The organism is Hydrogenophaga sp. L76, from assembly GCF_057654755.1.
Genome location: NZ_CM172807.1, coordinates 510,578 through 523,225 on the forward strand (window position 1 = coordinate 510,578; position 12,648 = coordinate 523,225).

A 12,648-nucleotide genomic window follows, 5' to 3' on the forward strand; every position below is an offset into this window, starting at 1 on the left:
CGCCTCCTATCAACTTTTTTTGAACACGGAGCATATCGTGAGCAATAACAAAGGCCAGCTCTTGCAAGATCCCTTCCTGAACCAGCTTCGCCGGGAACACGTTCCCGTGTCGATTTACCTGGTCAATGGCATCAAACTGCAAGGCCAGATCGAATCGTTTGACCAGTACGTCGTGTTGCTGCGCAACACCGTGACACAAATGGTTTACAAGCATGCGATCTCCACCATCGTGCCGGGCCGCCCGGTGCAATTTTCCGCAGCCGGCCCGGACGAAGCGCCAGCCTCTTGATCCAGCCCCTGAATCCTGCCGTGTTGGTCACGGCACAGGCGGCTGTTGAATGGCATTGAACCCGTCCGCTTCCCAAAACCCGTCCACCCCTTCGGTCATTCTGGTCGGGGTGGATTTCGGGCTGCCGCATTTTGACGCCGAACTCGAAGAACTCGGTCTGTTGGCTCAGACCGCGGGCTTCACCGTGGCCGATCGGGTCAGCTGCAAGCGCCGCGCACCCGACCCGGCCCTGTTTGTCGGGTCTGGTAAAGCTGAAGAGATCAAGATGCTCGCCCAGTCCACGGGTGCCAGCGAAATTCTTTTTGACCAGGCGCTGAGTCCGGCGCAACAGCGCAACCTGGAGCGCACGCTCGGCCTGCCGGTCAATGACCGAACGCTGCTCATCCTGCAGATATTCGCCCAGCGCGCCCGCAGCCATGAAGGCAAGCTGCAGGTGGAGCTCGCTCGCCTGCAATACCTGTCGACCCGGCTGGTGCGCCGCTGGTCACACCTGGAGCGGCAAAGCGGCGGCATCGGCATGCGCGGAGGTCCGGGTGAAACCCAGATCGAGCTCGACCGCCGCATGATCGGTGACAGCATCAAGCGCACCAAAGAGCGGCTGGAGAAGGTCAAGAAACAGCGGGCCACGCAACGCCGCCAGCGCGAACGCCGGGATGCGTTCGCGATTTCGCTCGTGGGCTACACCAACGCCGGCAAGTCGTCGATCTTCAATGCCCTGGTCAAAGCCCGCGCGTACGCGGCCGACCAGCTGTTCGCCACGCTCGACACCACCACCCGGCAGTTGTATCTGGGCGAAGCAGGGCGTTCAGTGTCCTTGTCCGACACCGTGGGATTCATCCGGGATCTGCCCCACGGGCTGGTCGACGCGTTTGCGGCCACCCTGCAGGAGGCCGCCGACGCCGATCTGCTGCTGCATGTGGTCGATGCGTCCAACCCCTCGTATCTGGAGCAGATTGCTTCGGTGCAGGGTGTTCTCAAGGACATCGGTGCCGACCGTGTGCCGCAGATCCTGGTGTTCAACAAGCTCGATGCCATGGACCCGGCTGCAGTGCCCCGCGTGCTGGAAGATGTGATGGAACTTGATGGCGTGTTGATGCCTCGTATTTTTGTGAGTGCCCTCACTGGCGACGGTCTTCCGGCGTTGCGGGCCTTGCTGGCGAAGCAGGTGACGCCGTCCGAGGGCCCGGATGGCGGCAATACCCCGGGGGAGATGTCCTTGATCGGGAATGTGCTGCCCTGATTGGGCACAATGTCATGGTTTTGATTCGAATAGAAGTTGGCAACACATGGATGTGAATCTGCAATCATCGAGCCGCGGTGCTGAATCCGGCGGGCGCCGCAAAGGCTGGCGTGGCCTGCTGGGCGTGTTCAATCTCAACGATCCCCGCTGGGGCCGTGGCGACGACGCCCGCGATGGCGACAAGCCGCAGTCCGGCGAGCCGGACTCCGGCCGGGATACCGACGAGCGGCCCAAGGGTGAGCAGAAGCCACCGCGTGGCCAGGGCCCCAATCAGGGACCGCCCGATCTGGATGAACTCTGGCGTGACTTCAACCGCAAGCTCGGCGGCATGCTGGGCGGCAAGGGTGGTCGCGGCGGCGGGCAGGGTGGTGGCAATGGTTCCGGTGGCGGATTGCCCAGCTTCAATCCAAGTCCCAAGACCACAGGCATTGGTGCTGGCCTGATTGTTGGCGTGGTGGCGCTGATCTGGCTGGGCACGGGTTTCTTCATCGTGCAGGAAGGCCAGCAGGCCGTCATCACGCAGTTTGGCAAGTACCACAGCACGGTCGGTGCCGGTTTCCAGTGGCGCCTGCCATACCCGGTGCAGCGTCACGAGACGGTTTTTGTGACCCAGATCCGCTCGGTCGATGTGGGTCGTGACAACCTGATGCCGGCCACGGGTCTGCGCGAGTCGGCGATGCTGACCCAGGACGAAAACATTGTCGAGATCAAGTTCGCGGTGCAATACCGTTTGAACGATGCCCGTGCGTTCCTGTTTGAAAGTCTGGATCCCGATGCTTCGGTGATCAAGGTGGCGGAAACGGCTGTGCGCGAAGTGGTGGGCAAGATGAAGATGGACGCCGCGCTGGCCGAAGAGCGGGATCAGATCGCACCGCGGGTGCGTGCCCTGATGCAGACCATCCTGGATCGTTACAAGGTCGGTATCGAAGTGGTGGGTATCAACCTGCAGCAGGGCGGCGTGCGGCCGCCCGAGCAGGTGCAGGCGTCTTTCGATGATGTGCTGAAGGCTGGCCAGGAACGTGAACGGGCCAAGAACGAAGCGCAGGCCTATGCGAATGACGTCGTGCCCCGCGCACGGGGTGCGGCTTCCCGCCTGACCGAAGAGGCAGAAGGTTACAGGGCTCGCATCGTGGCGCAGGCCGAAGGTGACTCGCAGCGTTTCCGCTCGGTTCTGACCGAGTACCAGAAAGCGCCCCAGGTGACCCGTGAGCGCATGTATACCGATGCCATGCAAGAGGTGTACTCGAATGTGACCAAGGTGGTGGTGGACTCCAAGTCGGGCTCGAACCTGCTGTACCTGCCGCTGGACAAGCTCATGCAGATGACCGGGCCGAGCCCCGCGGCACCTTCCACCAGCGCGGCACCGGCGACCACCTCGCCAGCCACGCCCGCGTCCCGCAGTCTCGACAATGCCGCCCGCTCCCGTGAGCGGGAGAGCCGCTGAGCGCTGGCCCAAGTACACGCGATGAGAAAGCAACGCAAATGAACAAACTGGGTTTCATACTCACATCCCTTCTTGTGGCGCTGGCAATTGCCAGTTCCATGCTGTTCGTGGTGGATCAGCGCCAGTTTGGCGTGGTGTTCCAGCTGGGGCAGATCAAGCAGGTCGTCACCGAGCCGGGGCTGAACTTCAAGCTGCCGCCGCCGTTCCAGAACGTGTCGTACATCGACAAGCGCCTGCTCACCCTGGAGAGCACCGACACCGAGCCCTCGCTGACGGCCGAGAAACAGCGCGTGGTCATTGACTGGTATGTGCGCTGGCGCATCAGCGAGCCGCAGGAATACATCCGCAACGTGGGTGTCAATGAGCGCGCGGGTGCCTTGCAGCTCAATCGCGTGGTACGCAACTCGTTCCAGCAGGAGGTGAACAAACGCACCGTGAACGAACTGCTCTCGACCCGTCGCGAAGACCTCATGGCCGACGTGAAACGCGAGGTGCTTGAAGCGGTGCGCGGTGCCGAGAAGCCCTGGGGCATGGACGTGGTGGATGTGCGCATCACCCGCGTGGACTACGCCGAGAGCATCACGGCGTCGGTGTACCAGCGCATGGAAGCCGAGCGCAAGCGCGTGGCTAACGAATTGCGTTCCACCGGCTTTGCCGAGGGGGAAAAGATCCGCGCCGATGCCGACCGCCAGCGCGAGGTGATCGTGTCCGAGGCCTATCGTGATGCGCAGCTCATCAAGGGTGAGGGCGATGCGAAGGCCGCTGCGGCATTCTCCGATGCCTTTGGCCGCGATCCTGCCTTCGCCCAGTTCTACCGCAGCCTGGACGCCTACAAAGCCAGTTTTGCGGGCAAGTCCGATGTCATGGTCGTCGACCCTTCTTCGGACTTCTTCAAGGCCCTGCGCAGCAGCAACGTCGCCAAGTGATTCGGGGCTGCGCATGGCTGATCTGTTCTGGGCAGCTCTGGCGCTGGTCCTGATCTTCGAGGGGCTGCTTCCCTTCATCGCACCCGGCGCCTGGCGCCGGGTTTTTTCTGAGATGCTCAAGTTGCACGACGGCCAGATCCGGTTTTTCGGGCTGTGCAGTCTGTGCACGGGTGTGCTGCTCTGGTGGTGGGTCGGCTGAGTGGCTGAGCCGTCTGCCACGCAGACCGATTCAATTGACTGGCCAGGGTGCCGCCGAGCGGTCTGCCGGGCCGGTAAAATCTCGTTTTTAACAGCGTTCCCCTATGCCCATGTCTGCCTGGGTCCTCCCGGATCACATTGCCGATGTCCTGCCTTCCGAGGCCCGTCACATCGAAGAACTCCGCCGGGGTTTGCTGGACACAGCCCGTAGCTACGGCTATGAACTGGTCATGCCGCCGCTGCTGGAGCACCTTGAATCCTTGCTCACCGGCACCGGCGAGGCGCTCGATCTGCAGACCTTCAAGCTGGTGGACCAGCTCTCGGGTCGCACGCTCGGCCTGCGCGCCGACAGCACGCCCCAGGTCGCCCGCATCGATGCCCACCTGCTCAATCGCCAGGGTGTTGCGCGGCTGAGCTACTGCGGACCGGTGGTGCACACGCGCATCGACCGCCCCCTGGCCAGTCGCGAACCTTTGCAGTTCGGTGCGGAAATTTATGGCCACGCCGGCCTGGAGGCCGACCTCGAGGTCATTGAGCTGGCGCGCGCCTGCCTGTGCGGTGCCGGTGTGGAACAGTTGCTGCTCGACATGGCCGACGTTCGGATCATCGACGCCGTGCTCGCCCCGGTGCCACTCAGTGCAGCCCGCACGGCGCAAATTCATGCGGCGCTGGCGATCAAGGATGTGGCCGAGTTGCAGTTGCTGTCTCGTGACTTGCCGGCGTCGGTGAGCCGTGATCTGTGCGCTCTGCCGCGCCTGTTCGGCGGTGTGGCCGTGCTGGACGAAGCCCGCCGCACCTTGCAGGCGTCACCCGAGCTGCACGCCGCGCTGGACAGCCTGGCCTGGCTGGCGGAGCAGGCCCGGGGCCTGGAAGTGTCGATCGATCTCGCCGATCTGCGCGGCTATGCCTATTACACCGGCATGCGCTTTGCCCTGTTTGCGCAGGGCACGGACGGTGAGTCGGTGGAGTTTGCGCGCGGTGGTCGTTACGACGAGGTGGGCGCCGTGTTCGGACGCAACCGCCCCGCGGTCGGCTTCAGCCTGGACATCAAGGAGCTGGTATCGGCCATCGCGCCGCGCCCTCTGGTGGCCGCGATCCGCGCGCCCTGGGGCATGGACGTGGAATTGCGCGAAGCCATCGCCAGCCTGCGGGCCCAGGGCCACACCGTGGTGTGTGCCTTGCCGGGCCATGAGCACGAAGTCGACGAGTTTCATTGCGACCGCGAGCTGGTGCAGGTGCCAGCGCAGGGCGGGGTGTGGACACTGAAGAACATTTAACCGGAAACAGCAGATGATCAAAAACAGCAGCGCCGTGGTACCCGGGCGCAACGTGGTCGTGGTGGGCACCCAGTGGGGTGACGAAGGCAAGGGCAAGCTGGTGGATTGGCTGACCGAAACCGCACAGGGCGTGGTGCGTTTCCAGGGTGGCCACAATGCGGGCCACACGCTGGTGATCAACGGCGTGAAAACCGCGCTGCACCTGATTCCCAGCGGCATCATGCGCGCTGGCGTCAAGTGTTACATCGGCAACGGGGTGGTGCTGTCGGTGGGCAAGCTGTTTGAAGAAATCGCCGGTCTGGAGAAGGCCGGCGTGGAAGTGCGTTCGCGACTGCGCGTGAGCGAAGGCTGTCCGCTGATCCTGCCGTTCCATGCCGCCATCGACATCGCGCGCGAAGCCGCCAAGGTGAAGGCCGGTACCGAAAAGATCGGCACCACCGGTCGCGGCATCGGTCCGGCCTATGAAGACAAGATCGCCCGCCGCGCCCTGCGTGTGATGGATCTGAAATACCCCGAGCGTTTCGCCACCAAGTTGCGTGAGTTGCTGGACCTGCACAACCACATGCTCAAGACCTATCTGCACTCGGCCGAGATGGTCTGGGACGAAAAGATCGCTGCCTACATGCAGGATGGTGCGATCCAGTTCGACGCGGTGTACAACGAGGCCATGGTCCAGGCCGAACAGCTCAAGCCCATGATTGCCGACGTTTCGCGCGAGCTGAACGAAGCCCATCAGCAAGGGGTGAACCTGCTGTTCGAAGGCGCGCAGGGCACGTTGCTCGACATCGATCACGGCACCTATCCGTTTGTGACCTCCAGCAACTGTGTGGCGGGCAACGCCGCTGCGGGTGCGGGCGTGGGTCCGAGCCTGTTGCATTACGTGCTGGGCATCACCAAGGCCTATTGCACCCGTGTCGGTGGCGGCCCGTTCCCGACCGAGCTGGAGTGGGAGAAAGAGGGCACGCCGGGCTGGCACATGGCCACCGTCGGTGCAGAAAAAGGTGTGACCACCGGGCGCAGCCGTCGTTGTGGCTGGTTCGATGCGGCTTTGCTCAAGCGCTCGGCCCAGGTCAACGGTCTGACAGGTCTGTGCATCACCAAGCTCGACGTGCTCGATGGCCTGGCCGAGCTCAAGCTCTGCACCGGTTATGAACTCGATGGCGAAACCATCGACATCCTGCCCATGGGGGCCGACGAGATCGCGCGCTGCACGCCGATCTACGAAACGTTGCCGGGCTGGACCGATTCATCGGTGGGCGTCACGCGCTACGACGATCTGCCGGAGAACGCGCGCCTCTACCTGACCCGCATCCAGGAGACCACAGGGGTGCCGATCCACGTGGTCTCGACCAGTCCGGACCGCGACCACACCATCCTGCTCCACCATCCGTACCATGCCTGATGGGACCCTGCACGGAATCGTGCAGAATGAAGACAGACCATCCAACCCGGAGTCCCCATGCTGACCGAAGACGGCAAACACCTCTACGTTTCCTACGATGAGTACCACAACCTCATCGAAAAGCTGGCGCTCAAGGTGTACCAGTCGGGCTGGCGGTTCGACACCATCCTGTGCCTGGCGCGTGGGGGCATGCGTCCGGGTGATGTGCTGTCGCGCATCTTTGATGTGCCGCTGGCCATCATGTCCACCAGCTCGTACCGCGCCAACGCGGGCACCCAGCAGGGCAATCTGGACATCGCGCGCTACATCACGACCCCCAAGGGCGAGATCGCCGGCAAGGTCCTGCTGGTGGACGATCTGGCCGACTCCGGCCACACGCTCAAGGCCGTGATCGAGATGCTGAAGAACAACTACGCGCCCATCACCGAGCTGCGCAGCGCGGTGATCTGGACCAAGCAGCTCTCGACCTTCACACCCGACTACTCGGTGGAATTCCTGCCGACCAACCCCTGGATCCACCAGCCGTTCGAAGGCTATGACAGCATGCGCCCCGAGCAGCTGCTGGAAAAATGGAAGCTCTGAGCTGAATGAGCGATCTCTCCACCCAACTGATTCACCATCCGTACCGCCCGCCTGAAGGGTTTGATGCCGTTGCGCCCGGCGTTCACAAGGCGTCCACCGTCATCTTCCCCCATGTGCAGGCGCTGCGCACGCAGGAGTGGAAAGACAAGAGCGGCTACACCTACGGCCTGCACGGCACGCCCACCACCTTCATTCTCGAAGAACGCATTGCCACCATCGAAGGCGGGCGCTTTTGCGTGCTGGCGCCCAGTGGCCTGTCGGCCGTGTCACTGGTGGACATGGCCTTTTTGCGGCAGGGAGACGAACTGCTGATTCCCGACAACGCCTACGGGCCGAACAAGGCTTTTGCCAGCGTCGAGCTGGCGGCCTGGGGCGTCACGCACCGCTACTACGATGCGCAGAATCCGTCCGACCTGGCCGCCAAGATCAGCCCCGCCACGCGCCTGGTGTGGCTCGAAGCGCCGGGGTCCGTCACGCTGGAGTTCCCCGATCTGCCTGCGCTCGTGGCGGTGGTGAAACAGGCCAACGCTGCCCGCGCCGGCGAGCGCCCTGTGCTGACCGCGCTCGACAACACCTGGGGCGCCGGGGTCGCGTTCAATGCCTTCGATCTGGGCGCCGACATGTCCATGCAGGCGCTCACCAAGTACCCGAGTGGTGGCGCCGACGTGCTCATGGGCTCGGTCGTCACACGCGACGAGTCGCTGCACCAGCAACTGCTGATGACGCACATGCGCCTGGGACTCGGGGTCAGCGGCAACGACACCGAACTCGTGCTGCGGGGCCTCAACACCATGGCCCTGCGCTACCAGGCACAGGACGCCGCCACGCGCGCACTCGCCACCTGGATGCAGGCGCAGCCCGGTGTGGTGCAGGTGCTGCACCCGGCCTTGCCCGGTTCTCCAGGTCACACCAACTGGCGCCGTGACGCGAAGGCCGCAGCGTGTCTCTTCAGCGTGGTGTTTGATCCGTGTTTCAGCCTGGCACAGGTGGACGCCTTCTGCGATCGGTTGAAGCTGTTCAAGCTGGGCTGGAGTTGGGCGGGTCCCATCAGCCTCTGCGCGCCGTACAACGTGTCTTCGATCCGCACCCAGGCCTGGCCCCACAAGGGGGGCTTCGTGCGCTTTGCCGTCGGTCTTGAAGCTGTTGATGACCTGCGCGCCGATCTGGCGCAAGCGCTGGCTACACTCAACGCCTGACCAATCCTTCCAACCCCTCCAAAGAAAGACTGTTTTGGCCACTCCCAATTACGGATACGAAAAGCGCCAGCGCGAGCTCGCCAAAAAGAAAAAGAAGGAAGAGAAGTTGCGTGCCAAGGCTTCGGGCAAGCCGCACGACGGCAGCGATGTGCCCGAAGCGCCGACCGAGCAGACCCCTGATTCTGGCCAGAACGCCGCCCCGGGCGGCGAGGGCCGGGGCTGATCACCTGCCGTCGCGTTCAACCACCCATCACGGTCACCACCGCCTGCAGGAAGCAGCGCGGTCCAAAGAAGCCTGACATGGTTGTTTTTGGCCTCAGAGTCCGATGACACTGGCCAGCACCACATCGACCGGCGCCTCGTAGTCGGCCAGCACCCAGGCACGGCCGGGGTGTTCGGCGGCTTCCTGCAGCAGCGCGCTCAGGAAACGCATGGAAGGGGTGTCCAGCGCGGCAAAGGGCTGGTCGATCAGGGTGAGTGGCGTTCCCGATGCGAATGCCGCGGTGAGCAGGACTTTGCGCTTGCTGCCGGCGGACAGCATGTACATCGGTTTTTCGATGTGTGGGTCCAGAGCAAAGCCCTGGATCAGATCGACCAGGGCCTCTGGGTCGAAGTTCGGGTATCGGCCAGGCAGGCTCTGGAACCAGGTTGCTGCGCTGATCTGATCGATGGACTCGCTGCGTGGATCGGTGCGAAAGACCTGCTGGCGGTAACGCTCGGGATCTTCGTGCAGGCTGTCGCCCCGAATCACCAGGGTGCCGGACTGGGGATGGGTATCTCCCGCAAGCAACTGAAGCAGGCTGGTCTTGCCGCTGTGTTCTTCGCCGCTGATCAGGCTCACACCCGGGGGAACGTCGAAGCTCAAGTCTTCGAAGAGGAATCGCTCCGGCCAGCGGAAGCACAGCCCTTGGGCTTGCAGAACGGGCGAGGCTTTCTTCATGGGGTGTTCTGCAAGGTCTCAGTACGTGATGTTGTAGAGCGTGCCACGGTGGTTGAGCACGGCGCTGCGTGGCCCGACGGTCTCCAGTCTCAGGCCGGGCTCGATTTCCTGTCCCTCGTGCACCACCTTGCCGTTGGCAATCAGCATGCGATGGGCGGGGTTTTTCGAGTAGGAAGATCCGCTGACCCTGACCGTCGGCTTTCCGCTGGCATCGGTTGTGGCCAAAGGGCGCGGTGCCGCTGGTCGCGGGGGCAGGGTTGTCTGCGGTGGCGGTGTGACCACCGAGTCGACGGTATTTTCATTTTCCGTGGCGGCGTCAGCCGTGTCTGCGGCGTCAGCCGCCATAGCCTCTTCAACGATCTCGGCCTTCGCCTGACTTGGCTGCGGGCGCGGGGGAGTTGACCGTGGTTGGGCGGGTGCCGGGGTCGGGGCTTCGACGGGCGGCTCTGGCGCCAGGATGGGCAAGCTGGGCGTGGTGGGTGGCGCTGCGTCGACCCGAGGTGGCTCCACGGATGCTGCAGCGGTGCGCATGTCGGGTGCCATGGGTGTATCTGGCGTGCGAAGAAACCACCACGTCAGCACCGTCGCCGCGAGCAAGACCAGAACGGCAATGGCCCACACGGTTTGACGGTGCCATGTTGCGCCCGGTGTGGTTGCCGGGTGGTTTTTCCCTTGGCTGTGAAGACCGGGCACGTGGCCGCGCTCGCGATCGGCATCGGCCCGTTTGAGTGCGTCGAGGATGTAGGACATGGTGGGCGGGGCCTCCTGGCCGTCTTTCAGAGGGGCTGCAGGCGGGGTTCGTCCACACCGCGGGCGCGATTGACCTGCATGAACGTGACAGGGCCCGCCTGGCCGTTCGCGTCGATCCCGTTGGCGCGCTGAAACGTCTGCACGCGGGCGTCCAGAGTGGTCGTGCCCGGCGCCAGCTTGCCGTCACGCTGCAAAGTGCCGAGCTGGGTGTTGAGCCACTCGGCCGCCAGTCCTTGACGGCCGTCGACCAGCCGGGTCGATTGCCCTGGCGGCAGTCGCCACAGGGTGGCGTAGTCACCGCGCCAGATGTCGGCAAGCCCGGTCAGCGGGAGTTGCCAGCGGTGTTCCCCGGCCTGCAGCACCGCGCTGTCCGTGCCCATGGCGACGAGCATGGCCCAGGCGACGGGTTGGCCGGGCAGGCGCAGGGTCAGGAGGCCGGGGCGGTCCAGCTGTCGCAGGCCGTGCAGCGTCATGCGTCCGGTGCGATAACACTGCAACCCCTGTTTCAGTGCGGTGCTGCAGGGGTCGCCTTCTTCCAGTGGCTGGTCCCATATCCGGCCGAGAGCGCGCCAGGCCAGGGTTTCGGAGCGCAGGAGGTCGCTGAACGCGGGCACCTCAACGAGGGGTGGTGGTTCGACATCGCGCACAGTGGCGGGCGCGGTGGGCTCGTCGGTCGGCGCAGGATCGGCCATTGCTGGCTGCCGTGGCGCAGCCGCCGGCGGCGGTGCACCCGCTTCGGCGGCGAGCTTGGCCGGGTTCTTGTCAACGTGCATGGCCGCGAACACCAGCAGCGCGCCGCTCACCGCGCCCGTTGCCACCAGCACGAGGCTGGCGAGCGGACGGCGTGAACGGGTGGGCGCCGAGGGTTCAAACACCTCGGTGGCGGCCTTGTCCACCACGGCGCGTTCCACGCGGTGCTGGCCGCTGGCGTAGGCACCGAGCAGGGCGCGGTCGCACAGCAGGTTGATGCGCCGCGGCACGCCAGCAGTGAGCGTGTGAACCCGGCGCAAGGCGTCGCGCGTGAAGGGCAGGGGCCCGTGCAATCCCGCCACATCCATGCGGTGCTGGATGTATTGCTGTGTCTCAGCTTCGTCGAGTGCGTCAAGGTGAAAGCGTGCAATGACACGCTGCGCGAGTTGTTCCAGTTCAGGTCGGGCCAGCAGGCGGCGCAGCTCGGGCTGTCCGATCAGGATGATCTGCAGCAGCTTGCGGGTGTTGGTCTCCAGGTTGGTCAGCAGGCGCAGCTGTTCCAGCACGTCGGCCGACAGGTTCTGCGCTTCATCGATGATGAGCACGGCGTGCTGTCCTGCGGCGTGGGAGGCCAGCAGAAAAGTGTTGAGCGGGTCGATGTGGTCTTTGGCGGTGGCCTCGCCCGGACCCTGGTGGTTCACCACCACCCCGAACTCGTCACAGACGGTGCGCAGCAGCTCCACGACCGTGAGCTTGGGGTTAAAGATGTAGGCGACCCGACAGTTCTCGGGGGTCTGCTCCAGAAAGCAGCGGCAGATGGTGGTTTTGCCGGTGCCGATCTCGCCGGTGAGCAGCACAAAACCTCCACCGCCCTGAACGCCGTACAACAGATGGGCGAGCGCATCCCGGTGGCGTTCGCTCATGAAGAGGTAACGCGGGTCGGGCGCGATGGAAAAAGGGTCCTGCTTCAGGCCAAAGAATTCGGCGTACATACCCGCAGCATAGCGGGGGCCGGAGGCTGGAACAATCGCGCCCGGCATCTGTTTGCCGGGCGCGCGTCAGATGCGTTCGATCAGGCCGCGAGCGCCATGGCAGGCATGCTGGTGGAACTCGTGGAACTGGAACTCTTGCCGGGTGCGGCGTTCACCGAGCACTCGATGTCGCCGGAGAGCTGGCCACCTTCTTCGATCACGACCTTGCCGTAGCGGATCTTGCCGGTGACGCGGCCGGTGGCGTAGATCACGAGCTTCTGGCGCACGGTGAGGTTGCCGTCGAACACACCGTGGATTTCAGCGATGTCGATTTCAGCCGAGCCTTTGAAGGCGCCTTGTTCGGCGATCTGGATCACGCGCGAATCCATGGTGGCTTCCACCAGACCTTCGACCACCAGCGTGTCGCAGTCGGTGATCTCGACGCCCTTGAGCTTGATGTTCGGTCCCACGGTCAGCTTGCTGCCGCCTTCGGGAATCGCAACGCTGGTGCGCGCCGGAGGGGTTGATGGTGTGGGGGTGGGTATGGGCTCGGACGCGGTGGTCGCTTGCGGCGTCACGGGAGATGAGCTGTTGCTGCCAACGCCGTAGCGTTGCGTGGCCATGCCGGAGTTCAGGGTCTTGGGTTGTTCGGTCTCGCGTTTGCCAAAGTGCAATGCCATGTCAGCTCCTTCAAAAGTGAAGCGCCCATGCTAAAGGCGACGCGGCTTACATTCCCGTTTGTC

General features: G+C 64.1%; 14 protein-coding genes. 10 read left to right on the forward strand and 4 right to left on the reverse strand.

What is annotated here, in order from left to right:
- The first annotated feature begins 37 nt into the window (after positions 1-37).
- The 10 genes from hfq (at position 38) to AC23D4_RS02410 (ending at position 8,777) form a co-directional block, all read left to right on the forward strand.
- A complete protein-coding gene (hfq, locus tag AC23D4_RS02365) occupies positions 38-289 on the forward strand; it encodes an RNA chaperone Hfq (RefSeq protein ID WP_413466255.1) in 252 nt (83 codons plus the stop codon).
- Between the two features lie 49 nt (positions 290-338).
- Positions 339-1,529 carry a GTPase HflX gene (gene hflX, locus AC23D4_RS02370; RefSeq protein WP_472887311.1) on the forward strand — a complete coding sequence of 397 codons (1,191 nt, stop codon included), beginning with the start codon at positions 339-341 and terminating at the stop codon, positions 1,527-1,529.
- 46 nt (positions 1,530-1,575) lie between these two features.
- Positions 1,576-2,973 (forward strand): FtsH protease activity modulator HflK, encoded by a 1,398-nt coding sequence (hflK, locus tag AC23D4_RS02375; protein ID WP_472887310.1) that lies wholly within the window; start codon positions 1,576-1,578, stop codon positions 2,971-2,973.
- 38 nt (positions 2,974-3,011) lie between these two features.
- On the forward strand, positions 3,012-3,899 hold the full coding sequence (gene hflC, locus AC23D4_RS02380) for a protease modulator HflC (RefSeq protein ID WP_472887309.1): 888 nt from the start codon (positions 3,012-3,014) through the stop codon (positions 3,897-3,899).
- Between the two features lie 13 nt (positions 3,900-3,912).
- Complete coding sequence (locus tag AC23D4_RS02385) at positions 3,913-4,098, forward strand: DUF2065 domain-containing protein (RefSeq protein ID WP_472887308.1); 186 nt, start codon at positions 3,913-3,915, stop codon at positions 4,096-4,098.
- A 109-nt stretch (positions 4,099-4,207) separates the two neighbouring features.
- Complete coding sequence (locus AC23D4_RS02390) at positions 4,208-5,374, forward strand: ATP phosphoribosyltransferase regulatory subunit (RefSeq protein WP_472887307.1); 1,167 nt, start codon at positions 4,208-4,210, stop codon at positions 5,372-5,374.
- A 13-nt stretch (positions 5,375-5,387) separates the two neighbouring features.
- Complete coding sequence (locus AC23D4_RS02395; protein ID WP_472887306.1) at positions 5,388-6,776, forward strand: adenylosuccinate synthase; 1,389 nt, start codon at positions 5,388-5,390, stop codon at positions 6,774-6,776.
- Positions 6,777-6,833: 57 nt separating this feature from the next.
- Complete coding sequence (locus AC23D4_RS02400) at positions 6,834-7,358, forward strand: phosphoribosyltransferase (RefSeq protein WP_305359893.1); 525 nt, start codon at positions 6,834-6,836, stop codon at positions 7,356-7,358.
- A gap of 5 nt (positions 7,359-7,363) precedes the next feature.
- Positions 7,364-8,554, forward strand: a complete 1,191-nt coding sequence (locus tag AC23D4_RS02405; RefSeq protein ID WP_472887305.1) for a PLP-dependent transferase — start codon at positions 7,364-7,366, stop codon at positions 8,552-8,554.
- 34 nt (positions 8,555-8,588) lie between these two features.
- Entirely contained in the window at positions 8,589-8,777 is a 189-nt protein-coding gene (locus tag AC23D4_RS02410) for a hypothetical protein (protein WP_472887304.1), read from the forward strand.
- A gap of 93 nt (positions 8,778-8,870) precedes the next feature.
- Here AC23D4_RS02410 and AC23D4_RS02415 read toward each other — a convergent pair whose 3' ends face one another.
- The 4 genes from AC23D4_RS02415 to AC23D4_RS02430 all read right to left on the reverse strand — a co-directional run bounded on the left by AC23D4_RS02415 (position 8,871) and on the right by AC23D4_RS02430 (position 12,585).
- Positions 8,871-9,494, reverse strand: a complete 624-nt coding sequence (locus AC23D4_RS02415; RefSeq protein WP_472887303.1) for an ABC transporter ATP-binding protein — start codon at positions 9,492-9,494, stop codon at positions 8,871-8,873.
- Between the two features lie 18 nt (positions 9,495-9,512).
- A complete protein-coding gene (locus tag AC23D4_RS02420; protein WP_487623687.1) occupies positions 9,513-10,244 on the reverse strand; it encodes a general secretion pathway protein GspB in 732 nt (243 codons plus the stop codon).
- A 26-nt stretch (positions 10,245-10,270) separates the two neighbouring features.
- Positions 10,271-11,926 carry an ExeA family protein gene (locus AC23D4_RS02425; RefSeq protein WP_472887302.1) on the reverse strand — a complete coding sequence of 552 codons (1,656 nt, stop codon included), beginning with the start codon at positions 11,924-11,926 and terminating at the stop codon, positions 10,271-10,273.
- Between the two features lie 80 nt (positions 11,927-12,006).
- Positions 12,007-12,585 (reverse strand): bactofilin family protein, encoded by a 579-nt coding sequence (locus AC23D4_RS02430; RefSeq protein ID WP_472887301.1) that lies wholly within the window; start codon positions 12,583-12,585, stop codon positions 12,007-12,009.
- Between the last annotated feature and the right edge of the window lie 63 nt (positions 12,586-12,648).